This window comes from Crossiella sp. SN42 (assembly GCF_023897065.1).
Lineage (GTDB): Bacteria > Actinomycetota > Actinomycetes > Mycobacteriales > Pseudonocardiaceae > Crossiella.
In genome coordinates this window covers 135,429-158,044 of sequence record NZ_JAMHIV010000012.1, presented here as the reverse complement: position 1 = coordinate 158,044, position 22,616 = coordinate 135,429, and the positions used below count along the sequence as shown (strand labels likewise).

The following is a 22,616-nucleotide window of genomic DNA, read 5'->3' as shown; positions in this document are numbered from 1 at the left end:
TCGGCTCAGCCTGCCGGGACGGGCAGCGGCATGCCGGGCACGTTCTGGTCCGCCGGGACCACGCCGTCGACCAGGTAGGCGTTGACGATCTTGTCCACGGCCGGGTTGCCCCTGCCGTAGACGCCGTGGTCACCCTCGCCGGTCACGGTCAGCAGCCGGGAGTTCGCGAAGCCCGCGCGCGCCCGGCGCGCGCCCTCGATCGCGGTGGACCCGTCGTGCTCGGCGTGCACGATCAGCACCGGCGGCACGCCCTTGCCGTCCAGCTTGGGCAGCGGGTGCGACGGCTTGCCCCAGAACGCGCACGACTGGAAGCCCATCCAGCCGCTGTGCAGGGTCTGGCCGCGGTCGAGGAACTGCTGCGAGCGGCGGATGATCGACTCGCGGTCACCGGTCCACGGACCGTCGTTGCACAGCGTGTTGAACAGCGTGGCCAGCAGCGCGTCCGGCGCCTCGGCCCGCTGCCTGGCCACGCCTTCCTTGAGCCCGTCCCGCGCCTCCGCTTTGGCCTGCTCCGGCGTGCCCGGCTCGGTCAGCGTGCGCAGCCGGAGGAGGTCCTCGGCCAGCGCGGTGAACCGGGCCTTGGACTTGAGCTCACCGATGGTGCGCAGGTCCAGCTCGGTCGGACCGACCTTGATGCCGTCGATGACCACCGGCTTGCGGCGCAGCGCCTGCCGGATCCGCTCGTAGTTCTGGCGGGCCGCCTCGGCGGTGGCGCCGAAGTGGTACTTGCCGTCGTAGCGGGCGATCCAGGGCAGGAAGTCCTGCCGCCAGCGCCGCTCGAAGGACATCGGCTGCCAGTCGAAGGACTGCTGCCAGCTCGCGGTGAACTCGGTCGCGGAGTCCAGCACGAACCGGCCGACCCGGTTCGGGAACCGCTGGGCGTAGTGCGCGCCCAGCCAGGTGCCCGCGGAGTAGCCGATCCAGTTGATCTTGTCCCGGCGCAGCAGCACCCGCAGCAGGTCCAGGTCCTTGGTCATCTGGAAGGTGTTGATGAACGGGCCCAGCTCGCCGGAGGCCTTCTGACAGTCGGCCGCTTGGCGCCGGACCGTGTCCACGACCAGGTCCAGGTTGGCCGGGTTCCGGTCGCGCGCGTCCGGGATCAGCTCGGAGCCGATCGCGCCGCCGCAGCTGACGTTGGTGCTCTTGCCGGTGCCCCTGGTGTCGATGCCGATGACCTCCTGGTGCTCCCGCAGCTTGCTCTGCCCGCGGAAGTTCCCGGGCAGCGTGCGGCCGGGCCCGCCGGGGCCGCCGGGGTTGGTCAGCACCGAGGCGGTGGCCTTCCCGGTGGCGGCGAGCCGGCTGATCGCGATGGTCAGCTCCGGCCGCTGGTGCGGGCGCTCCCAGTCCCTCGGCGTGCGGTAGGTGGCGCACTCCAGCCCCGGCACCGGCGAGGGCAGCTCCTCGGCGGTGCACAGGTGCCAGTCCAGCGCCTGTTTGGCGTAGCGGGCCGGGATGTGCGTGGTGTTGAGCGCCTCGGCCGGGTCGGCCAGCGCCGGGGACATCCCGGCGACGAGCCCACCCGCGAGCACCGGGACGACCACGGCGGCGAGCGATCGCCTGCGCATGTTGTTCCCCCTCTTCGGGTCGATCCTGCGGTCACCGAAGAGTCCAAACCGTGCCGTCGCGGCACAGTCAAGTCCTCTGGCTGACCGGTTCCGGCGGCGAGGGGCACAGCGCCAACGGTCGTCGAACGCATTCGACTACGGCGGCAGCGGTGTGTTGCCACGGTTCCTCTTGCGTGCCAAGTTGGAAAACGCTTTCCTATCACGCGAACGCCCCAGCGCCGGGAGGTTCCATGATCAACCGTCGGACAGTGTTGTTCACCGCCGCGGCCGCCGCCGCGGGCAGTGCCCTGCGCGTGGGCACGGCGCAGGCCGCCACCACCGTGCCCGTCGACCCTGGCGCCGACCACGGGCGCTGGGAAGGCTGGGGCACCTCGCTTGCCTGGTGGGCCAACGTCTTCGGCGACCGCGAGGACTTCGCCGACCTGTGGTTCACCACCAAGTCCGTGAACTACCGGGGCGTCGCGCTGCCCGGCCTTGGCCTGAACATCGCCCGCTACAACCTCGGCGCGTGCAGCTGGAACACCGTCGACGGGGCGAAGATGGCGGTCTCGCCCAACATCCCCCGGTTCAAGCAGATCGAGGGGTTCTGGCAGGACTGGCGCAACGAGGACCCGGCGTCCTCGGCCTGGAAGTGGTCGGCGGATGCCAAGCAGCGCGCGGCGCTGGTCATGGCGACCCAGCGCGGCGCGGTCAGCGAGCTGTTCGCCAACTCGCCGATGTGGTGGATGTGCGCCAACCACAACCCGTCCGGGTCGGCAGGCGGTGGCAACAACCTCCAGTCCTGGAACCACCGCCAGCACGCCGCCCACCTCGCCGAGGTGGCCCGGCGCGCCAGGGACAGCTGGGGCGTGCGCTTCGCCACCGTCGAGCCGTTCAACGAACCGTCCTCGGACTGGTGGAAGGCGGACGGCAAGCAGGAGGGCTGCCACATCGACGCCACCACCCAGCGCAGCGTGCTGCGGCACCTGCGCGCGGAGCTGGACCGGCGCGGCCTGTCCGCCACCCGGATCGCCGCCTCCGACGAGACCAGCTACGACCTGGCCCGCACCACCTGGAACAGCTTCGACGCCGCCACCAAGGCGCTGGTCGACCAGGTCAACGTGCACGGCTACCAGGGCGCGGGCGGCCGCCGCGACCTGCTGGGCCGGGAGGTGCGCGCGGCGGGGAAGGTGCTGTGGAACTCCGAGAGCGGTGAACGCGACGGCACCGGCCTGACCATGGCGCGCAACCTGTGCCTGGACTTCCGCCACCTGCACCCGACCGCCTGGTGCTACTGGCAGGTGATGGACCCGACCCCGGACTGGGCGCTGATCGCCTACGATCCGAACACCCTGCAGCCCGGCGCGGTGCAGACCAAGCTCTACGTGCTGGCCCAGTTCACCCGGCACATCCGGCCAGGGATGCGGATCATCGGCGCGGCCGCCGACAACGCCGTGGCCGCCTACGACCCCGCCGCCCGCCGCCTCGTCCTGGTGGCCGTCAACCCCGGCGCGGCCCAGACGATCACCTTCGACCTGTCCCGGTTCCGCACGCTCCCGACGGGGACGATCCCGCGTTGGTCCACGCAGACCTCCGGCGGCGGCGACAAGTACACGCACCGGACGGACGCCCGCCTGGACGGCAAGCTCCTGCGCTCGGCCTTCGCCGCCGGGGCGGTGCAGACCTTCCAGCTCGACGGGGTGGTGGTCTGACACCCGGCACGCGGTCGGCGTCGTGGGCGGCGAGGCCGACCGCGTGCCGCGGTTGCCGTCAGCGAGCGGACCGGCAGACGATGCAGGCCGACAAGAAGCTGTACGCGGTGAAACCGATGTCACCGGACTCGGTGTTCCGTCGCGCCGGACGCGATCGGCCGGTGCAGTTGTGGCCGGCGTAGAAGTAGCCCTCCTCGCCGCCGAAGAAGGAGTAGGACCGCGGCAGATACGCTGCGTCGAATCCGGTGCATCCAGGACGGACGTTCCGCCAAACGCCCGGATTGCCGGCGTAGTTGCGGCCGGACCACGTGCAGTTGTAACCAATGGAGCAGCGGGCTGCGGCACCGTCCGAGCCCGGTTCAGTCTCGGTCGAGGCCGCACTGACTCCCTGCGAGAGCAGCAGGGCCGCGACCGACCGCCTCAGCCCCAGCGCCTGCTCGCCGCCTCGTCGATGAACCGCACCGCCCCGCGCAGGTCGTGCACCCGCCGCGCGTGCTCCGGGATCTCGACCTCCGCCCACCCGGGACCCGCCAGCACTAGCACCGTCTGCCGGTCCTCGGTCAGCTCCCGCACCGGGGTGGCCAGCGCGGTCGTCGGCTGGTGCGACCACACCACGGTCACCAGTGGACGTAACCGCCGTACCGCGCCCAGCAGCGCGGCCGGGGGCACCCGGGCGCCGAGCATGCGGGAGCTGCGGCGCAGGCCGGCCAGTGCGGCGGCGAGGGCGTCCAGGGGCAGGGTGTGGTGTTCGTCGGGGGCGGCGGAGAGCAGGGCGCACAGCGTGCCCTGTTCGGGGAGGTGGGTGAGCTCGCGCAGGACGTGCTCGATGCTGTCGCTGATCACGTGCTCGATCTCCACGCCGCTGCCGGACTCGGCCACCCGCTGGCCGAGCTCGACCAGCACCGGCGTGCACACCCGTTCCCAGGCCGCGATCACGCCGAACTCGGCGATCGCGGTGCGGGTGAGGTGGCGCAGCGCGGGCGCGTCCATGCGCAGTGCGGCCGCGTGCAGTCCGCGCACGGCCGACTCGGTGGTCAGCTCGGGCGGCGCGGGGAACACCGGCCCGGCCGCTGGGTCCGGCTCGGCGAGCGCGGTGGCCGCCGCCGCGGCCGCGGCCATGCCCTGGCCGGTCAGCTCGACCATGCGGCGGAGCCTGCGCACGTCCTCCTCGGTGTAGCGGCGGTGCTTGCCCGGCTGGTGCGCGCCGGGGCCCAGGCCGTAGCGGCGTTCCCAGGTGCGCAGGGTGATCGCGGAGACGCCCAGTCGCTGGGCCACCGCTTTCGGCGTCCACTCACCCGAGGACGGCTTCTCCCCAGGTCCGACCATGCCGGGACGCTCCCCTCATCTTCGCCGCTGCTGGGTGATCAGCTCGCGCAGCTCATTCTCTCCAAGGCCGCCCCAGACCCCGAACACCTCCTCGGTCTCCAGCGCGTGCCGCCTGCACTCCGGCACCACCGGGCAGGCGGCGCAGACGGCCTTGGCCGCCTGCTCGCGGGCCGTTCGGCTGACGCCGCGGGCGTTGAACGGGTGGAAGAACAGCGCCGCGTCACGGCCGCGGCAGGCGGCGCGCAACTGCCAGTCCCACTCCTCGGCGACCGGTTTGGGCAATCGGCTCAGTTCGGACATCACCGGCTCCTTCCTGGCTGAGGGTTCCGGCCCCACCCTAGAACCGATCCGCAACCGATTCAACTCGAAGGGCGGCGCTCGGCCGTGCCGGTGATGTTGCGGGCCATGCCGCCGAAGACCACCGCGTGGAAGGGCGCGACCGACTTCCAGTACAGGTGCCCGGCGAGGCCGTGCGGTTCGAAGATCGCCCGCTGCCGGTACACCGAGCCGCCGGAGTCCGCCGGGGTCACCGACAGTTCCAGCCAGGCCCGGCCGGGCACCCGCAGCTCCGCGCGCAGCCGCAGCAGGCGCGGGCGCTCCAGGTGCTCCACCCGCCACCAGTCCAGGGCCTCGCCGGCACGCAGGCGGCGCGGGTCGCGGCGGCCCCTGCGCAGGCCGGCGCCACCGGCCAGGCGGTCGATCCAGCCGCGCACCGACCAGGCCAGCGGGAAGGAGTACCAGCCGTGCTCGCCGCCGATGGCCTCGATCACCCGCCACACCGTCTCCGCCTCGGCGGGGGTGTGCCGTTCGCGGACGTCCAGGTAACGGGTGCCGCCGGACCACTCCGGATCGGTGGGCAGCGGGTCGGCCGGGTCGCCCGCGTCCGACCAGCGGGTCGGCACGTCGGCGTCCCTGATCCGGGCCAGCGCCAGCTCGATGGCCCGCTCGTAGCGGGTCAGACCGCCGGGGGGATCGGGGATGTGCGCGGCGATGTCCTTGTCCTGCTGGACGACCTCGTGCACCAGCGACTCGATCAGCGGCACCGCGATGCTGTTGGGCACCGGCGTCACCAGGTTCACCCACTGCGCGGACAGCCACGGGGTGAGCACCGGCACCGGCAGCACGACCCGGCGCGGCAGCCGGGCCACCACCGCGTACCGGCGCATCATCGCCAGGTAGGTGAGCACGTCCGGGCCCGCGATGTCGAAGCCCCGGCTCACCTCCGGCGGCAGCTCCGCGGCGCGCACCAGGTAGTGCAGCACGTCGCGGACCGCGATCGGCTGGATCCGGTTGCGCACCCAGCGCGGGGTGACCATGGCGGGCAGCCGTTCGGTGAGGTGGCGCAGCATCTCGAAGCTGGCCGAGCCGGAGCCCAGGATGATCGCCGCGCGCAGCACCGCGGTGGGCACCCCGGAGGCGAGCAGGATCTCCCCGACCTCCGCCCGCGAGGCCAGGTGCGGCGACAGCCGTTCCCCGGCTGGGGTGATCCCGCCCAGGTAGACGATCCGGCGCACCCCCGCCTCGGCGGCGGCGCGCGCGACCGTGCGGGCGGCTTCGCGGTCCAGGGCCACGAAGTCGCGGCGGTTCAGCGAGTGCACCAGGTAGTAGACGACCTCCTGGCCCCGCATGGCCTCATCGACCGAGCCCGGATCGAGGACGTCGCCCGGCACGATCTCCGCCGAGTCCCGCCAGGGCACCTCGGCCAGCTTGCCGGGGTCGCGGGCCACCGCCCGCACCTGGTGCCCGGCGCGCAGCAGCTCGGGCACCAGCCTGCCGCCGAGGTAGCCGGTGGCGCCGAAGACGACACAACGCATGCTTCTCACCGGCTCAGTTCAGTCGCCAGATGGCGAAGTTCAGCGCCCCGGCGAAGCTCACCCAGGCCCAGTACGGCAGCAGCAGCACCGCCGCGGTCCGGTGCAGCGGGAAGAAGCGCCACACCGTCACGCCGATGGCCACCCACATCAGCACCAGCTCGGCGAAGGCCAGGCCGTACAGCCGCGCGCCGAAGAAGATCGGGGTCCAGGCCGCGTTGAGCGCCAGCTGCACGCCGTAGGCCGCGAGGGCGGAGCGGGTCGCCGGTCCACTGGTGTGCCGCCAGAGCAGCCAGCCGGAGATCGCGATCATCGCGTAGAGCACCGTCCACACCGGACCGAACAGCCAGGACGGCGGGGCCCAGGACGGCTGGCGCAGGGCCAGGTAGTCGGCCGAGGTGCTTGTGCCGGCCAGCGCGCCCAGCCCGGCGGCGAGCACGACCGAGACGGCGAAGACCGCGCCCGCGCCGAGCTGGCGGGGCACGGTCGGGTGGGTGGCAGTGGCCATGGTTCCTCCGGGCTGAATCGAATGTGAATCGATTCTAGGGTGGCGGCAGGAAGTGGACAACCGGAAGACCGGCCGCCGTGCGGCACGATCTCTAGACTGGGCGGGGTGTTCGACTCGGCCGACTTCGACCTGGCGCCGTATGCGAACCCCGGCTCGCCGAAGTCCGTCCGTCGCGAGTACTGCAGCTGGGGCGATGCGGGCTGGCGGTCGATGCTCGTGCAGAGCTTCGAGCACGCCCCCGAGGCCGAGTGCCTGCCGCTGCCCGGCGTGGCCGACCTGCACCTGGTGCTGTGCGTGGCCGGGGACGTGGACCTCCAGGTGCGCGCCGACGGCAAGCCGGTCCGCCGCCGCTGGCTGCCGGGCAGCCTGGAGCTGATGGTCCCCGGCCTGTCCAGTGTGCGCAGCTATCGCTCCAGGTCGGCGATGCGCACCGTCCAGGTGCACATCCCGTCCGCGACCGTGCGCCGCGTCGCCGCTCAGCTCGGCGGCGCGGAACCGGACTTCGAGGCGTTCTCGGCCGCGCTGACCGCGGGCGACCCGCTGGTCGAGCACCTGGTCCGCGCCCTGCCCGCGGCCCAGGAGGCCAACGACCTCTACGCCGAGTCCGCCGCGGCCTTCCTGGTCACCCACCTGCTCACCCAGGGCCGTCGGCCGCGCCGGCCCGGCCCCGAGCACGCCGCGGTCCGCGCGGCCGCGGCGATCATGCGGGACCGGCTGGCCGAGCCGCTGCGGGTGGCCGACATCGCCGCCCAGGTGCACCTGAGCGTCTTCCACTTCATCCGGGTGTTCCGGGAGGCGACCGGCGAGACCCCGCACCGGCACCTGACCCGGCTGCGGATCGAGCAGGCCCAGCGACTGCTCACCGGCACCAGCCTGACCATCGACCAGATCGCCGAACGCTGCGGCTTCGCCAGCCCCGGCGCGCTGTCCGCGGCCTTCCTCGGCCAGGTCGGCCTCCGGCCCTCGGTGTACCGCAAGATCTGACCGATACCGCGCAATCCGCCGCATGTCCTGCGGACCGGGCCCGACCTAGTTTCGAGCCGTGCAGAAATACCACGCGACCGCCACCACCCCCGCACCCCCGGCCGTGGTCTGGCGACTGCTGCTGGACGCCCGCAGCTGGCCAGCATGGTCCACTGTGGACAGTCTGGTGCCGGAACGCTCCAGCGGTCTCGACCGCAACGGCAGGGACCCGGTCGGCGCGGTCCGCGCCTTCCGCACCGGGCGGACGGTGACCGGCGAACGCATCACCGGGCTGACCGAGGAGAAGCAGCTGACCTACCAGGACGCCTTCAACTGGGTCCTGCGCGACTACCGCGCGGTCATCGACCTCTCCCTGGCCCCCGGCGGCGGCACCATCATCACCTGGCACGGCACCTACACCGCGCGGTGGGGCCTGCGGTGGATGATGCGGCGGGTGATGAGCCAGACCATGCAGCGGATGGCCGACGGCCTGGCCGAGTACGCGGCCGGCCAGCCGCTGAGCTCGAAGGACCTGTAGCCGGAGCGCTCAGCCGGGCCGGGCGGCCAGCAGTTCGGCGAGGTCGTCCAGGGCGGCGGCGCGGCCTTCGGTCAGGTGCACCCCCGCGGTGTTGAGCACCACCTCGTCCACCCCGGCCGCCCGGTACTCCGCCAGTCCCTCGGCGATCTCGGCGACCGTGCCGGTCAGGAAGACCCCGGCGCGCACCAGCGCGCGGGCGCTCAGCGCGACCTGCGCCGGGTGCACGCGCAGCCCGGCCCGCCGCAGCATGTCGGTGTAGTGCGGCGCGGCCAGGTGCTCGCGCGAGCCGTTCAGCGCGAGCAGGTGCGGATCGCGGCCGGGCCGGGCCACCGCGACCTGCACCACCGTCACCACCCTCGGCACCGGCCTGCCCGCCGCCCCGGCCGCGGCGCGCAGTTCCGGCAGCAGCACCTCGCGCAGGTAGCACGGCGGGGTGAGCCAGGTGATCGCGACCTCGGCCAGCTCCCCGGCCACCCTGGCCATGCCGGGTCGCAGCACGCCGAGGCCAAGGGAGACAGCGGGATGCGCGAACTCGGGCAGCCCGCCCAGCATGGTGTCGTAGCGGCCCTCGTGCTGCACGGGTTTGCCGTCCAGCAGGCCGCGCAGGATGGTGAGCTGGTCGCGGGCCGCGGTCAGCGGACTGCCGTAGGGCCGCCCGCGCAGCGAGGCCACCAGCTCCGGCGTGCCGGTGCCCAGGCCCAGCACCAGGTCGTGCCCGGTGAGCCTGGCCAGCGACCGGGCCTGTAACGCCGCCTCGTAGGGATGCCGCAGCGCGGTGAGGGTGACGCTGGTGCCCACCGGCACCCGCAGCCCGCGCCCGGCCAGGTAGGCGAAGCCCTGGAAGGTCTCCAGCGCCAGCGACTGGCCCTGCCACAGCCGGTGCGCCCCGCGGTCCCTGACCAGCTCGGCATAGGCGGGCAGGTGCTCGGGCTCGTGCGGCATCACCGGCACCATCAGCGAGACCTTCATGCCGGGCCGACCGCCTCGGCGTCCGGCTCCGGCTGGTACCCGGCGGCCTGCAGGTTGAACAGGTAGGCGTAGTGCCCGTCCCGGCGCATCAGCTCCGCGTGCGTGCCCTGCTCGATCAGCCTGCCGCCCTCGATCACGATGATCCGGTCGGCGATCCGGACGGTGGAGAAGCGGTGCGCCACCAGCAGGCTGGTCGAGGTGCGCGCGATGGTGCGGAACCGGCCGAAGATCTCCGCCTCGGCCTCGGCGTCGATGGCCGCGGTCGGCTCGTCCAGCACCACCACCGGCGCGCCCCGCATGAACGCCCTGGCCAGCGCGACCTTCTGCCACTGCCCGCCGGAGAGCTGGCTGCCCTCGGCGAAGTGGCGGCCCAGCATGGCGTCGTAGCCGCCGCCGAGCCCCTCGACCACGGTGTCCGCGCCGCTGGCGATGGCGGCCTTGCGGACCCGGTCGGTGTCCTGGAGGTGTTCCACCGCGCCAAAACCGATGTTGTGCCGCACGCTCATCTCGTAGCGGATGTAGTCCTGGAAGATGACGCCCATGTTGCGGCGCAGGTCATCCAGGTCGTACTCCTGGATCGGCACCCCGTCGATGAGGATCTGCCCGGCGGTGGGTTCGTAGAGCCGGGTCAGCAGCTTCACCAGGGTGGTCTTGCCCGCGCCGTTCTGCCCCACCAGCGCCACGCACTCGCCCGCGGGCATGGTGAAGCTGACCCGGTCCAGCACGCGTTCGCTGGTGCCGGGGTAGGTGAAGCTGACCTCGCGGAACTCGATGCCCCGGCTCAGCCGCGCGGGGAAGGGCCTGCTGCCACCGCCGATCTGCCGCTCCGGCAGGTCGAAGAGCTCGAACAGGTTGCTGACGAACAGCTTGTTCTGGAACAGCATCGCCAGCCCGACCAGCAGCGCCTGCCCGGAGGCCTGCACCACGCCGATGGCCTGGAGGTAGCCTGCCAGCTGGCCGATCTGGCCGGAGCCCATGGTGGTCAGCATCGCGTAGATCAGCGCCGCGCCGGAGGCCAGCACGCTGATCAGGCCGAGCAGCCCGAAGGCGACCGACTGCCTGCGGTTGATCGAGCGGTCCACCTTGAGGAAGCGGTGCACGAGCTCCCGGTACCGGCCGATGAAGAAGTCGCCGAGCTGGAACAGCCGGACTTCCTTGAAGGAGTGGTCGGTGGTGGTGAGGTACTGGAAGTACAACAGCCGCCGCCGGTCCGCGGCCCGCTCGTACTCGATCTCGTACATCTTCTTGCCGTACCACATCTGCGCCAGCGCGGAGGGCACCGGCGCCAGCAGGATCAGCAGCGCGATCCACGGGTGCCAGGAGAACAGCACCGCGGAGACCGACACGATGGTGATCAGCTCGCGGGCGGTGGAAAGCGTGTCGGCGAACAGTTGGTGGATGTTGGAGCCGCTGCTCTCCTGGAAGGCCCGTTGCAGCTTGTCGTAGGAGTCGGCGTTCTCGTAGTCCTGCAGGTCCATCCGGGTGCCCTTGCACATCACCTGCTCACCGACCGCGGTGGCCAGGTGCAGCCGCAGCACCGCGTCCAGGTACTGGTGCCACACCCCGGACAGGTGCGCGGCCACGCTGACCGCCACGATCAGCAGGCCCACGAACAACACCTGCCCGGTGAGGCCCTCGGTGCTGCCGGTGGTGACCGCGTCGGCCACCGACTGCACCGCGCTCGCGGTGAGCTGGAGCTGCACCGCGGGCACCACCGACACCGCCACGGTGACCAGGATCAGCGCGCTCACCCGCACCGGGCTCAACCGCCACAGCATCGCCGCGATGCGCAGCCAGTCGTTGTCCCGCAACCTCTTCGCCATCTCAGGAATCCCCTCGCAGGTGTGCCGGACGGCCGCCGACGGCGCGCAGGACGTGCCGCCACAGCGCGTAGCATTCCGACTCCCTGGGCAGGTCCACCGGCATCAACCGGTTGATCTGCATGTGCGCCAGGCTGCCGAGCACGCTGAACTCGTTGCCCCACAACGTCTCCGCCGCGACCGCGGTGCGGACCGCCTGTGCCGCCGCAGCCACCGCCCCGGCCTGTGGGGCGAGCAGGCCGTTGATCAGCTCGTGGTGCGCGCGGCCTTCCTCGTGCGGCCGGAAGTCCCACGGCAGCAGCAGTTCACCGAGGTAGTCGCGGTTGGCCTGGAACTCCTTGCGCACCGCCTCGGACTCGGCCACCGGCGGGATCAGCGCCGGGCGCTCCTGCGGGGCCAGGCCCCACTGCCGGTACAGCGCGTCCACCGTGGCGATCGCGACGAACTCCGGGCGCAGCTTGGGTTCCTCCTGTTGCAGCAGCGCGACCAGCTCGACGGTGGTGTCGCTGTTGACCGTGAACAGGTCCTCCACCGGCTCGAAGGTCCGCGGCCCGCCGTAGCGCTCGATCTCCGGCAGGTAGGTCGCGACCGCGGTGTCGAAGGCCAGGTCCGCCTCGACCAGCCCGCGACCCCAGGCCATCAGCTGGCGCAGCACCTCGGTGGCCGCGCCCGCTTCGGCGGCCCGGCAGCGGATGCGCAGGTGTGGCTGCGGATCGGCGTAGCGGAGGTAGAACCAGCGGTCGATCAGGCCCTGTTCGCGCAGCGCGGCGATGTGCGCGCGCAGCGGTCCGGCGATGATCTCGTCGTGCCTGCTGAAGGCGGAGTACAGCTTGAGGTAGGCCCATTCCTCGCCGGGCAGGTGCCGCCGCCGCAGGCTGCGGCTGGCGCCGACCTCGGCGATGGTCTCCAGCCTGCCGGAGAGCGGCACCGGGCTGCGCGCGGTGTCCTCGGCGGAGTGCGCCACCAGCGGCACCACGATCTCCTCCAGGTACCGCGCACCGTCCACATCGGACAGCCACAGGTCGTCGAAGGCGGGCAGCATCTCGTGCAGCACCGCCGGGCCGTGCTCGCCGCCGAGCTGCCCGGCCAGCTCGTCCAGGCCGAGCGGGTGCTCCAGGTCCAGCAGCAGCCGGTTGTCCTCATCGACCAGGTAGACGTAGCGCGGCACCCGCCACCGCTGCCGCCAGGCGGCGAACGCGGCGCCGAAGTCGCCGGTGAGGTCCGTGGCGCGCAGGGTCCACTGCGCGGGCCGCAGCACCACGCTGCCCCGGGTGACCCTGGGCAGGAAGGACAGGTTCTCCAAGGGGCCCCAACGGAATCCGGTGGGCATGGCGTAGCCGTCCTGGGAGACCTCCAGCACGAACCGGGCCGCGTTGGGCGCCAGGTGCGGGCCGAGCATGTGCCCCTGGGTGACCACGACCTCGCGGCCCAGGGTCCGCGACCACAGGTAGAACCGGTTCCCGGCCACGCCCACGTGCAGGTCGGCCAGGCTGATGGTGCGCTCGGGCCGCGCCGAGGGGGTGGCGTTGACCGGCACCTCGTACTCGTGCAGCAGCGGCCGGAACGCCACGTTCGCCGCCCGCCCCGAGGTGGGCAGGAAGCACAGCTCCGCGTGCACCGCCTCGGGTTGCAGCGCGCGCACCCGCCGCGCGTGCTCGCCAAGGTGGCCCAGCGCGTCCTCGCCGAGCAGGTCGAAGAAGCGCCCGGTGGTGCGCCCGCCGTAGGCCAGGCTGAGCTCGCGCAGCACCAGCCGCCACTGCCCGTCGTCGATCCGGCCGTCCGGGTCGGTGAGCTGGAGCTGCGCGTAGGCGTCCAGGGCCGGGTAGAGGCCGAGCGGGGGCTTGGCCTCGGCCGGGGCGATCCGGTCCAGCCAGGCGTCGGTGAGCTCCACCGAGGTCTCGCCGGCGCACCAGGCCTGGCTGGCGAACTCGGTCAGCAGCAGGTCGTAGTCCGCTGTGGACGGTTCGGGGGTGTTGTTCGGCACCGGGTGCGAGCGCGGCGGTTCGAGGTAGTTGTACGGCGCGTCCAGGCCGGTGTCCGGGCTGAGCACCTCCAGCACCGGGACCAGGGCGTGGTCGCCGTAGCGCTCGGTGAAGGCCTCCCGGTACTGCACCAGGTGGTGGTTGTGGCCGGGCAGCGCGGCGGCCAGGCGCATCAGGCAGTCCACCGCGTCGGCCACGGCCGCGCCGACCGCGTGACTGAGCCCGGCCCCGCGCAGGTCCAGCGCGGAGTCCAGCTGGAAGGTGTCACTCTGGTGGCCGGGCACCAGTGCCTGCTGGGCGGCCCGCAGCTCGCGCAACGGCTCGGTGCCCGGCTCGGCGGAGGCCCGGTGCACCAACTCGATGATCTCGCGCAGCGCCTCGGTGGCCGGCCCGGCCGCCTCGATCCCGGTGAGCCGCTTGGCCACGTGCTGTTCCGGGAACGGGCTGGACTGCGGCGGGCGCAGGTCGCTGATGAGGAAGTTGAGCTCCCGCAACTGTTCCACCAGCCCGGCGACCCGGTCCCTCGGCACCTCGGGGAACCCCTGGGCCAGCTCGTCGACGAGCTGTTCGGCCGGGGTCGGGGTGGCGGCCATGCGCAGCACCGCGGTGACCGCGGCGGTGGCCCGCACCCGCACGCTGCGGTTGTCCGCCCGGCCGTAGATGTCGGCGTAGGGCAGCACCAGCCGGTCGCCACGCAGGTGCGCGCCGGCGTTGCGGACCAGCCGCAGGTGCGGGCGCAGCGCCGGGTCCTGTTCGAGATCTTTGATCAGCGCCAGCAGCCAGCCCATGTCGGCACGCACCCGGCCCCGGTGCACCGCGGGCGCGCCGAGCTCCAGCGTGGTCCGCTCGGCGAACTCACCGAGCGCGATCCCGGAGAAGGCGCCGAAGGGGGTGGGCCGGGTGGACATCCTGGTCAGGTAGCGCAGCAGCCGGGAGTGCACCCGCTTGCTCTTCTTGCCGCCGCCGTCGGCGTCCAGCCGGTCCAGCGCGTCCACCAGGTCGTTGCTGGCCACGGCCAGCGCGCGGCGCACCAGCGGGGTCTGGGCCAGCGCGCGCAGCCGGGCCAGGGCCTCGGCACGGCGCCGCTCGTCGTCACCCTCGCCGGCCAGCAGCTCGCGGAAGGTCTCCGCGGGCAGGGCGGGCGTGCGGATCAGGTAGAACTCGCTCACGCGGTAACGGGACTCGATCATCGGGCACTCACCTCGTGAGGAAGGCGCGGAACCAGGACGGACGGCGCGGCGCGGTCGCGGCGAGCAGGGCCAGCGCGATCCCGGTCGAACCGGAGAGCAGGGAAGGGCTGTCCACGAAGACGTCGCGCTCCTCCTCGTCGCGGAAGAGCAGCGGCAGCTCCGGATCGGCCTGCGCCACCAGCAGCTCCACCAGCCGGGACGCCTCGGCGGCGGCCGGCGCGCTGCCGTGCGCGGCGAACTCCAGGCACAGCACCAGCACCCCGGCCAGGCCGTGGCAGAAGGTGGGGGAGAAGCTCGGGCGCTCGGGCAGGCGGCGCAGCACGGCCTCGAAGGAGGACACGGCCAGCGCGCGCAGCGACTCCTCGCCCAGCGCCTCGGCCACCGGGAGCAGCGCGACGGCCACCCCCGCGGTGCCGTAGCACCAGGCGATCTGGTCCAGTGGCGCACTGGGCCGGAGCTCGGCGCCGGACTCGTCGATGGGCACCTCGCTCGGCCACACCGGGCCGTGGCCGTCGGCACGCCGGATCGCCAGCACCCACTCCAGCACCCCGCGCAGCGCGGCCTCCTGACCCGGCCGCCGGTAGCCCGCCAGCCAGGCGGTGGCCAGCGCGGCCAGTGGGCCGGGGATGCCGTGCGCCAGGCCCACGTTGAGGTGGCCGTGCGGATGGTCGCGCTCGCCCCGGCAGAGCTCGGGGCTGATCAGCCAGCGGCGGGTCAGCGACAGGTCGCGCGGCGGCTCGCCGAGCCACACCAGGTAGTCGAGGAGCCGCTCGGCCGCCGCGCGCACGGCGGGGCTGGGCGAGTCGATGCCGCACAGGTAGGACAGGGTGCCCGCGGCGCCGCTGACCATGTCGTAGTCGGAGTCGCTGACCCCGCGCTCGACCGTGGGCAGCGGCAGGTCCATGACCTGCGCGGCCAGCTTCTCGTGCAGCCGGTCCAGGCTCGGGCCGAACCGCTCCTCGGCGTGCGTGCAGGCGGCCAGGGCCAGCGCCAGGCCGCTGGTGCCCGAGAGCAGCCCAGGCTCGGCCAGCGGGGTGCCCGCGGTCCCGGCGACCGCCTCGCGGATGTAGGTGAACGCGGTGTCCAGCGCGGCGCGGCGGTCCGGTCCGTCCGGCTCCGCCTCGGCGGCGAGCACGTGCAGCAGCGCGAGGCCGGCGTGCCCGTGCGCGAAGCCGGGATAGGACCAGCCGTTGGGGTGGACTGCCTGCTCGGCCGCGGCCATCACCAGGTCGATGACCGTCTCGGGGTCGGCGCTGCGGCGCGCGACCTCCAGCGCGGTCGCGGTGGCCCGGCGCGCCAGCGCGCCCGGCAGCGAGCCGTGCCAGGCGGACGTCGGGGCGCTCGGGCCTGCCGAGGCGTGTTCGGACAACTGGCGCACGAATGCCCCCTTTTCTTGTGGCGAATGCGGTATTTTGCCGAGCGGGTGCTGCCGTGTCTTCCACACACGGCAGCACCCTCTTGCTCAGCGCATGCGGCCCGCGGTGCAGAGCGGGGTGCAGGTCCGGCTGCACTGGCACGTGGTCTTGGAACAGACCGGGGTGCGCGAGCAGGTCAGCCTGCTGATGATGGACAGCGGCCCGGCCGCGCCGTCGGCACCCGCGGGAGTGGTGATTCTGACGTCCAGATCAAATGCGTCCATGTTCGCCTTTTCCTTTCGGAGAATTCACCGGCCGGAATGGACCGGTGCGGATTGACTGCGATTTCGCATCGCCGTGGCCAACGTAAGTCGCGGCGCGTACACGGTGCTGACGGTCGCGTACACAGCGCTGTCAGAGCGCTGTCACCGGGCTGGCCGTCCAGTTCAAGCCCCTTGTTCCGCCAGGGGCTGCACGATCCGTGTTCCTGCGGCTACCGTGGGCGCGACCGCGGTCACGATCTGGGGAGTGGCTGTGCCGTCTTGGGGGTGGGCTGTGGGGCCGCAGCAACACGAGTTGCGCTTTGGCGTGCTGGGACCGGTGGCGGCCTGGCGCGGCGTGCACCAGATCGACCTGGGCTGGCCGCGGCAGCAGGCCGTGCTGGCGGTGCTGCTGCTGGAGCTGAACCGCCCGGTGCCGGTGTGCACGCTGATCGACGCGGTGTGGGGCGAGGCGCCGCCGCAGGGCGTGCGCAACACCGTGCAGACCAACATCAGCCGGTTGCGCCGGGCGCTGCGCGCGGACCCCTCGGCCGACCGGGACGACCTGGTGGTGCGCACCGACGGCGGCTACCTGCTGCGCGCCGAGGCCTCCCAGGTGGACGCGCTGGCCTTCGAGCAGGAGCTGGCCGCGGCCAGGGAGCACCGGCGGGCCGGCAACCTGGCCGCCGCGACCACCTCGGTGGAGTCGGCCCTGCGGCGCTGGCGCGGGGACCCGTGCAGCGGCCTGGAGGGCTCGTACCTGCACACCAGGCGGCTGCGGCTGGCCGAGTGCAGGCTGATCGCGCAGGAGCTGTGGGCCGAGCTGCTGCTGGCCCGCGGTGAGCCCGCGGCGGTGGTGGCCGAGCTGACCGCGCTGGTAAGCGCTCACCCGCTGCGCGAACGCCCGCGCGAGCTGCTGATGCTCGCGCTGTGCCGCTCGGGCAGGCGGGCCGAGGCGCTCTCGGCCTACCAGGACGCGCGCACCACGCTGGCCGACCGGCTCGGCATCGACCCCGGGACCGGGCTGCGCGAGCTGTACCAGCGGATCCTGGCCGAGGACCCGGCACCCCCGCCCGCGCCCACCGCGATCAGGGTCGCGCCCGCCCCGCCACCCGCGGCCGCTCCGGTGACGCCCGCGCAGCTGCCTGCCGCGGTGCGCGCCTTCACCGGCCGGGACGCCGAGCTGGGGCAGCTCGTCGTGGCCGCCTCCGGCGCGGCCGACCCGGACCGGCAGGACAGCGAGATCGTCGCCATCGACGGGATGCCGGGGGTGGGCAAGACCGCGCTGGCCGTGCACGCCGCCCGCGCGGTGGCCGAGCACTTCCCGGACGGCCAGATCTACCTGCGGCTGGGCGCCTTCAGCGCGGACCGGCCGCCGGTGGCTCCCGAGGACGCGCTGGCCGACCTGCTGCGCGCGGTGGGCGTGCCCGGCGCGGAGATCCCCGACGGGCTGCCGGCCCGCGCCGCGCTGTGGCAGGCCAGCCTGCGGGAGAAGCGGCTGCTGCTGGTGCTCGACGACGCCACCGGCCACGAACAGCTCCGCCCGCTGCTGCCCGGTCCTGGCCGCTGCCTGGTGCTGATCACCAGCCGCCGCAGGCTGACCGCGCTGGAATGCCTGCGGACCGTGGAGCTGCACCCGCTACCCGCCGAGGAGGCCCGCGCCCTGTTCCTGCGCCTGGCCGGCCGGCCGGAGCAGGAGCCCGACCCGGTGGCGCTGGCCGAGCTCACCGCGCTGTGCGGGCGGCTGCCGCTGGCGATCACGTTGCTGGCCGGGCGGTTGCGGCACCGTCCACGGTGGACACTGCGCTACCTGGTGGACCTGCTGGCCTCCTCGCGGATGACGCTGGGGGAGCTGCACGCGGAGAACGTCACGCTGACCGCGGCGTTCGAGCTGTCCTACCGCAACCTCACCGAGGGGCAGCAGCGGCTGTTCCGGTCGCTGGCCCTGTTGCCGGGCAACGAGATCGAGGTGCACGCCACCGCGGCACTGGCCGGACTGGAGGTGCCGGAGACCCGCCAGGAGCTCGAACAGCTCTACGACGACCACCTGCTCACCGAGTCCGAGCCCGGCCGGTACCTGCTGCACGACCTGGTCAAGGAGTACGCGCTCACCCTGGCCGAACAGGACGACCCGGCGCCGAGGGCAGCCGCGGCGGGCCGGCTGCTGGAGTACTACCTGGACGCCACCGCGCTGATCAGCACCAGGGTGTTCGCGGACGCGCCGATGGCGGTGCCCGCGCTGGCCTGCCGGTTCGCCCACGACCCCGCGGTGGACACCGAGTCCGGCGCGCTGGCCTGGCTGGACCGGGAAGCCGACAACCTCCTCGCCTGCCTCACCTGTCCCTCGGCCGGCGCGCACCCCGCGCTGGTCGTCTCGCTCACCACCGCCCTGCACCCGTACCTGCGCAGCCGCGGCCACTGGCACCGGTCGATCAGCCTGCACCAGGCGGCGCTGGCCCTGGCCGAGGACACCGGCGACGAACCCGCCCGCGCCGCCGTCCTGCACCACCTCGGCACGCTGCGGCGCCTGACCGGCGACCACCCCGGCGCGCGCCGGGACCTCGGCGACGCGCTGCTCCGCTACCGCGCGCTCGGCCACCTGCGCGGCGAGGCCGGCGTGCTCACCGAGCTCGGCGTGCTGGACACCACCACCGGCGCGCCCGACACCGCGACCACCCACCTGCGCGATGCCCAGAGCCGCTACCGCCTGCTGGGCAACCCGCTCGGCCAGGCGCACATCCAGCTGCACCTGGGCATCCTGCGCCACCAGCTCGGCGACCTGCCCGGCGCCGCCGCCCACCTGTGCAACGCCCGGCACCGCTACCGGCTGCTGGCCAACCCGCTCGGTCAGGCGCACGTGCTGGCCGCGATCGGCCACCTGGGCACCGAGGCCGGTGAGTTCCCGGTGGCGCTGGCCGCGCTGACCGAGGCGCTGGCGGGCTACCGCGCGCTCGGCGACCAGCTCGGCCAGGCCAGCACGCTGAGCCACCTCGGCGACTGCCACCGCCAAGCCGGTGATCCCGTTGCCGCACAACGCCATCTCGACCAGGCGCTGACCTCCTTCGCCGGGGTCGACGAGCCACTCGGCCACGCCATCGCCCGGCACCGCCTGGCCACCCTGCACCTGAGCACCGGAGGGCACACCGAGGCCCTGCGCGAGTTCCGCCAGGCCCTCGACCTGGGCCGCCGCCTCGGCGCCCGCGCCGTGATCGCGGCCGCCCTGACCGGCATGGGCCGCTGCCTGGTCCACCTCGGCGACCCCGGGCGCGGCGCGGACCACCTCCGCCAGGCGGTGGCCCTGCTCACCGAGCTGGGCTCACCGGAGGCGGCGGAGGTGACCCGCGCGCTGTCCGCGCTGCCGGCGGCCAGCTGAGCTCAGCCCAGCCGACGGTGCAGGATCACTTGCAGCAGGCCGCGGCCTGGACCGTGGGCGGGACGTCCTCGCCGAAGGCGGCCGAGTCCTCCTTGACCACGTAGACCTCCCACGGCTCCCGGCCCGGCCCGTGCACCCACACCTTGTCCTGCACCGCGTAGCAACAGGTGGTGTCGTTCTCCACCGCGGTGAACAGGCCCAGGGAGGCCAGCCGTTCGGTGGCCCGGTCGACCTGCTCGCTGGTCTCGACCTCCACGCCGAGGTGGTCCAGCGCGGTCTCCTGGTCCGGCTCGCCTTCCAGCAGCACCAGCTTCAGCGGCGGCTCGGCGATGGCGAAGTTGGCGTAGCCGGGGCGGAGCTTGGCCGGTTCGACGCCGAAGAGCTTGGTGTAGAAGGCGATCGAGGCGTCCAGGTCGGACACTCGCAGGGCCAGCTGGACACGGGACATGACGTCTCCTTGGATAGATGTTCATCTAATCAAGCAGGGCCCACATTGCCGTCTGGATAGAGGTCTGTCAAGATAGAGATATGTCGAAACAGCTGCCGGTGATCGCACAGGAGACGCTGTGCTGCTCGCCGCTGATGCGCGAGCCGCTGACCGAGAGCCAGTCGGCGGAGCTGGCCAGGGTGTTCAAGGCCCTCGGCGACCCGGTGCGGCTGCGCCTGCTCTCGCTGATCGCCTCCCATGCCGGCGGTGAGGCCTGCGTCTGCGACCTGACCGACGCCTTCGAGCTGACCGGGCCGACCATCTCCCACCACCTGAAGGTGTTGCGGGAGGCCGGGGTCATCGACGGCGAGCGGCGCGGGACCTGGATCTACTACCGGGTGCGGCCGAGCATGTTGCAGACCCTGTCCGCGGTCCTGATGACCCCGGCCCAGGCCGCCACCGCGTGAGCGCCGCCGACGGACCCGGCGTGCCGGGCAAACTGTCCACTGTGGACCGGTTCCTGCCGGTGTGGATCCTGGCCGCGATGCTGCTCGGTCTCGGCGCGGGGCGTGCCCTGCCCGGACTGGGCGCGGCGATCGACGCGGTGCAGGTCGACGGCATCTCGCTGCCCATCGCGCTCGGGCTGCTGGTGATGATGTACCCGGTGCTGGCCAAGGTCCGCTACGACCGGCTGGACACCGTCACCGGCGACCGGCGGCTGCTGCTGCTTTCCTTGCTGCTCAACTGGATCCTCGGCCCGGCGCTGATGTTCACGCTGGCCTGGCTGATGCTCCCGGACCTGCCCGAGTACCGCACCGGGCTGATCATCGTGGGCCTGGCCAGGTGCATCGCGATGGTCATCATCTGGAACGACCTGGCCTGCGGGGACCGCGAGGCCGCCGCGGTGCTGGTCGCGCTGAACTCGGTGTTCCAGGTGATCGCCTTCGGTGTGCTCGGCTGGTTCTACCTGACCGTGCTGCCCGGCTGGCTCGGTCTGCCGCAAGCGGATCTGGCGGTCTCCGGCTGGGCCATCGCCCGGTCAGTGCTGATCTTCCTCGGCATCCCGCTGCTGGCCGGGTACCTGACCCGCCGCCTCGGCGAGCGCGCCAAGGGCCGGGACTGGTACGAGAACCGGTTCCTGCCGCGCATCGGCCCGCTCGCGCTGTACGGGCTGCTGTTCACCATCGTGGTGCTCTTCGCCTTGCAGGGCGGGCAGATCACCAGCCGGCCGTGGGACGTGGCCCGGATCGCGCTGCCGCTGCTGGCCTACTTCCTGCTCATGTGGTTCGGCTCGTTCGCCATCGGCAAGGCGGCCGGACTGTCCTACGAACGCACCACCACACTGGCGTTCACCGCGGCCGGCAACAACTTCGAGCTCGCCATCGCGGTGGCGATCGCCACCTTCGGCATCACCAGCGGCCAGGCCCTGGCCGGGGTGGTCGGCCCGCTGATCGAGGTGCCGGTGCTGGTCGCGCTGGTCTACGCCGCCCTGCGCGCCCGCCGTCACTTCACCGCCGAAGACCCGCGCACCACCGTCAAGAACTAGGAGCTGTCGTGTCCGACCTGCCCGAGGTGCTCTTCGTCTGCGTGCACAACGCGGGCCGCTCCCAGATGGCGGCCGCCCTGCTGCACCACCACGCCCAGGGCCGGGTCACGGTCCGCTCCGCGGGCTCGGCTCCGGCCGACTCGGTCAACCCGGCGGTGGTCGAGGCCATGGCCGAGCTCGGCCTTGACCTCTCCGGCGAGTTCCCCAAACCGCTGACCGAGCAGGCCGTCCGGGCCGCCGACGTGGTGATCACCATGGGCTGCGGCGACGCCTGCCCGGTCTTCCCCGGCAAGCGCTACCTGGACTGGGCGCTGGCCGACCCGGCTGGCAAGGGCGTCGAGCACGTCCGGCCGATCCGCGACGAGATCGACCGCCGCGTCACCGCGCTGCTGGCCGAGCTGACCTCGCCTGCCGCCTGACCCCGGTCACCGCTGCCACTCGACGACCAACCGGGCCAGCTCCGCGGGCTGGTCCTCCGGGACGAAGGTGCCGGAGTCGTCCACGGTGACCAGCCGCGCGTCCGGCAGGATCGCGGCGAGCCGGTCGAAGAGCGGGGGCTTGAAGATCCGGTCGTCGGCCGCGCGGACCAGCAGCACCGGCTTGTCGAACCGGGGCAGCGCCTTGGCCGCGGCCAGGGTGTGCCGGTGGTGGATGCCGGTGATGAACCGCTTGGCGTCGCGGCGGATCGCGGCGCTGTCGCGGATGGGCCGCAGGTAGGAGTCGAGGACCTCGGCGGGGATGCCGTGCTTGCTCAGCCAGCCGAACGCGGTCGGCAGCCGCCGCAGGACCGGCAGCTGGAGCAGTCGGCTGGCCATCCAGATCGCGCCGGGCAGCCGGGCCAGGGTGGGCAGCCGGGTGAAGGGCTGGGGCAGGAAGACCTCGAACGCGTCGCACGGCGTCAGCACCACCCGGCCGATCCGCTCCGGGTGGTTGGCCATCAGGATCTGGGTGAGCGCGCCACCGGTGTCGTTGGCCACGATGGTGACCTCGGTCAGGTCGAGCGCGTCCAGGAACTCCGCGATCAGCCTGGCCACGCCGGGCGGCGTCAGGTCGGCCTCAGCCGGCATCGGCACCCGGTGCGCGCCCAGCGGCAGGTCCGGTGCGAGACAACGGAAACCGGCCTCCGCGACGGCGGGCACGACCTTGCGCCACAGGTTGGCGTTGACCAGCAGGCCGTGCACGAACAGCACCGGCCTGCCGTCGCCGCGCTCGGTGTAGGCGAGCTGGCCGCTGGGCAGGGTGACGGTCTTGCTGGTGCCAAGAGCGGGATCGGGCATGGCGACCTCCTGAGG

19 protein-coding genes are annotated in these 22,616 nt (G+C 72.9%); 8 read left to right on the top strand and 11 right to left on the bottom strand.

Going from position 1 to position 22,616, the window contains the following annotated elements:
* Positions 1-5: 5 nt before the first annotated feature.
* Entirely contained in the window at positions 6-1,565 is a 1,560-nt protein-coding gene (locus M8C13_RS16315) for an alpha/beta hydrolase (RefSeq protein ID WP_252481440.1), read from the bottom strand.
* Between the two features lie 230 nt (positions 1,566-1,795).
* Between M8C13_RS16315 and M8C13_RS16310 the strand changes: the two genes are divergently transcribed.
* Positions 1,796-3,256 carry a glycoside hydrolase gene (locus tag M8C13_RS16310; RefSeq protein ID WP_252481439.1) on the top strand — a complete coding sequence of 487 codons (1,461 nt, stop codon included), beginning with the start codon at positions 1,796-1,798 and terminating at the stop codon, positions 3,254-3,256.
* A 420-nt stretch (positions 3,257-3,676) separates the two neighbouring features.
* On the opposite strand, the gene M8C13_RS16305 is transcribed toward M8C13_RS16310, so the two are convergent.
* Genes M8C13_RS16305 through M8C13_RS16290 form a run of 4 tightly spaced genes read right to left on the bottom strand, consistent with a single transcriptional unit; the run spans position 3,677 to position 6,901 of the window.
* Positions 3,677-4,582, bottom strand: coding sequence for a MerR family transcriptional regulator (locus tag M8C13_RS16305; RefSeq protein WP_252481438.1), 906 nt, complete (start codon positions 4,580-4,582; stop codon positions 3,677-3,679).
* 15 nt (positions 4,583-4,597) lie between these two features.
* The gene (locus M8C13_RS16300; RefSeq protein ID WP_252481437.1) at positions 4,598-4,882 is read right to left on the bottom strand and encodes a WhiB family transcriptional regulator; all 285 of its coding nucleotides are present in this window, start codon (positions 4,880-4,882) and stop codon (positions 4,598-4,600) included.
* A gap of 59 nt (positions 4,883-4,941) precedes the next feature.
* Positions 4,942-6,396: an SDR family oxidoreductase gene (locus tag M8C13_RS16295; RefSeq protein WP_252481515.1), complete on the bottom strand. Its 1,455-nt coding sequence runs from the start codon at positions 6,394-6,396 to the stop codon at positions 4,942-4,944.
* 13 nt (positions 6,397-6,409) lie between these two features.
* Positions 6,410-6,901: a TspO/MBR family protein gene (locus M8C13_RS16290; RefSeq protein WP_252481436.1), complete on the bottom strand. Its 492-nt coding sequence runs from the start codon at positions 6,899-6,901 to the stop codon at positions 6,410-6,412.
* A gap of 105 nt (positions 6,902-7,006) precedes the next feature.
* On the opposite strand from M8C13_RS16290, the gene M8C13_RS16285 reads away from it, so the two are divergent.
* Complete coding sequence (locus tag M8C13_RS16285; protein WP_252481435.1) at positions 7,007-7,885, top strand: helix-turn-helix domain-containing protein; 879 nt, start codon at positions 7,007-7,009, stop codon at positions 7,883-7,885.
* Between the two features lie 58 nt (positions 7,886-7,943).
* Positions 7,944-8,402, top strand: coding sequence for an SRPBCC family protein (locus M8C13_RS16280; RefSeq protein WP_252481434.1), 459 nt, complete (start codon positions 7,944-7,946; stop codon positions 8,400-8,402).
* A 9-nt stretch (positions 8,403-8,411) separates the two neighbouring features.
* Here the strand turns inward: M8C13_RS16280 and M8C13_RS16275 are convergent, their stop codons facing one another.
* From M8C13_RS16275 to M8C13_RS16260, 4 genes are read right to left on the bottom strand one after another with little or no spacing between them, the layout of a single operon-like run.
* Positions 8,412-9,371: an LLM class flavin-dependent oxidoreductase gene (locus tag M8C13_RS16275; RefSeq protein ID WP_252481433.1), complete on the bottom strand. Its 960-nt coding sequence runs from the start codon at positions 9,369-9,371 to the stop codon at positions 8,412-8,414.
* A complete protein-coding gene (locus M8C13_RS16270; protein WP_252481432.1) occupies positions 9,368-11,194 on the bottom strand; it encodes an ABC transporter ATP-binding protein in 1,827 nt (608 codons plus the stop codon). The genes M8C13_RS16275 and M8C13_RS16270 overlap by 4 nt, the downstream gene beginning before the upstream one ends.
* A gap of 1 nt (position 11,195) precedes the next feature.
* The gene (locus M8C13_RS16265) at positions 11,196-14,363 is read right to left on the bottom strand and encodes a lantibiotic dehydratase (RefSeq protein WP_252481431.1); all 3,168 of its coding nucleotides are present in this window, start codon (positions 14,361-14,363) and stop codon (positions 11,196-11,198) included.
* Positions 14,364-14,370: 7 nt separating this feature from the next.
* The gene (locus M8C13_RS16260) at positions 14,371-15,741 is read right to left on the bottom strand and encodes a lanthionine synthetase C family protein (protein WP_252481430.1); all 1,371 of its coding nucleotides are present in this window, start codon (positions 15,739-15,741) and stop codon (positions 14,371-14,373) included.
* A 115-nt stretch (positions 15,742-15,856) separates the two neighbouring features.
* Here M8C13_RS16260 and M8C13_RS16255 point away from each other — a divergent pair, with 115 nt between their 5' ends.
* Positions 15,857-16,057, top strand: a complete 201-nt coding sequence (locus tag M8C13_RS16255) for a hypothetical protein (RefSeq protein WP_252481429.1) — start codon at positions 15,857-15,859, stop codon at positions 16,055-16,057.
* A gap of 216 nt (positions 16,058-16,273) precedes the next feature.
* A complete protein-coding gene (locus tag M8C13_RS16250) occupies positions 16,274-19,351 on the top strand; it encodes an AfsR/SARP family transcriptional regulator (protein WP_252481428.1) in 3,078 nt (1,025 codons plus the stop codon).
* Positions 19,352-19,376: 25 nt separating this feature from the next.
* Here the strand turns inward: M8C13_RS16250 and M8C13_RS16245 are convergent, their stop codons facing one another.
* Positions 19,377-19,799: an ArsI/CadI family heavy metal resistance metalloenzyme gene (locus M8C13_RS16245; protein ID WP_252481427.1), complete on the bottom strand. Its 423-nt coding sequence runs from the start codon at positions 19,797-19,799 to the stop codon at positions 19,377-19,379.
* 80 nt (positions 19,800-19,879) lie between these two features.
* Between M8C13_RS16245 and M8C13_RS16240 the strand changes: the two genes are divergently transcribed.
* The 3 genes from M8C13_RS16240 to M8C13_RS16230 are packed head-to-tail and all read left to right on the top strand — an operon-like array spanning position 19,880 to position 21,743.
* Positions 19,880-20,245 (top strand): helix-turn-helix transcriptional regulator, encoded by a 366-nt coding sequence (locus M8C13_RS16240; RefSeq protein ID WP_252481426.1) that lies wholly within the window; start codon positions 19,880-19,882, stop codon positions 20,243-20,245.
* The gene (arsB, locus tag M8C13_RS16235; RefSeq protein WP_308202808.1) at positions 20,242-21,324 is read left to right on the top strand and encodes an ACR3 family arsenite efflux transporter; all 1,083 of its coding nucleotides are present in this window, start codon (positions 20,242-20,244) and stop codon (positions 21,322-21,324) included. The genes M8C13_RS16240 and arsB overlap by 4 nt, the downstream gene beginning before the upstream one ends.
* A gap of 8 nt (positions 21,325-21,332) precedes the next feature.
* Positions 21,333-21,743, top strand: coding sequence for an arsenate reductase ArsC (locus M8C13_RS16230; protein ID WP_252481425.1), 411 nt, complete (start codon positions 21,333-21,335; stop codon positions 21,741-21,743).
* Between the two features lie 6 nt (positions 21,744-21,749).
* Here M8C13_RS16230 and M8C13_RS16225 read toward each other — a convergent pair whose 3' ends face one another.
* Complete coding sequence (locus tag M8C13_RS16225) at positions 21,750-22,601, bottom strand: alpha/beta fold hydrolase (RefSeq protein WP_252481424.1); 852 nt, start codon at positions 22,599-22,601, stop codon at positions 21,750-21,752.
* Between the last annotated feature and the right edge of the window lie 15 nt (positions 22,602-22,616).

Bases quoted from the DNA above. Each gene is read 5' to 3' on its own strand.
- M8C13_RS16315 (WP_252481440.1), bottom strand. From the start codon at position 1,565: ATGCGCAGGCGATCGCTCGCCGCCGTGGTCGTCCCGGTGCTCGCGGGT.
- M8C13_RS16310 (WP_252481439.1), top strand. From the start codon at position 1,796: ATGATCAACCGTCGGACAGTGTTGTTCACCGCCGCGGCCGCCGCCGCG.
- M8C13_RS16305 (WP_252481438.1), bottom strand. From the start codon at position 4,582: ATGGTCGGACCTGGGGAGAAGCCGTCCTCGGGTGAGTGGACGCCGAAA.
- M8C13_RS16300 (WP_252481437.1), bottom strand. From the start codon at position 4,882: ATGTCCGAACTGAGCCGATTGCCCAAACCGGTCGCCGAGGAGTGGGAC.
- M8C13_RS16295 (WP_252481515.1), bottom strand. From the start codon at position 6,396: ATGCGTTGTGTCGTCTTCGGCGCCACCGGCTACCTCGGCGGCAGGCTG.
- M8C13_RS16290 (WP_252481436.1), bottom strand. From the start codon at position 6,901: ATGGCCACTGCCACCCACCCGACCGTGCCCCGCCAGCTCGGCGCGGGC.
- M8C13_RS16275 (WP_252481433.1), bottom strand. From the start codon at position 9,371: ATGAAGGTCTCGCTGATGGTGCCGGTGATGCCGCACGAGCCCGAGCAC.
- M8C13_RS16270 (WP_252481432.1), bottom strand. From the start codon at position 11,194: ATGGCGAAGAGGTTGCGGGACAACGACTGGCTGCGCATCGCGGCGATG.
- M8C13_RS16265 (WP_252481431.1), bottom strand. From the start codon at position 14,363: ATGATCGAGTCCCGTTACCGCGTGAGCGAGTTCTACCTGATCCGCACG.
- M8C13_RS16245 (WP_252481427.1), bottom strand. From the start codon at position 19,799: ATGTCCCGTGTCCAGCTGGCCCTGCGAGTGTCCGACCTGGACGCCTCG.
- M8C13_RS16240 (WP_252481426.1), top strand. From the start codon at position 19,880: ATGTCGAAACAGCTGCCGGTGATCGCACAGGAGACGCTGTGCTGCTCG.
- M8C13_RS16225 (WP_252481424.1), bottom strand. From the start codon at position 22,601: ATGCCCGATCCCGCTCTTGGCACCAGCAAGACCGTCACCCTGCCCAGC.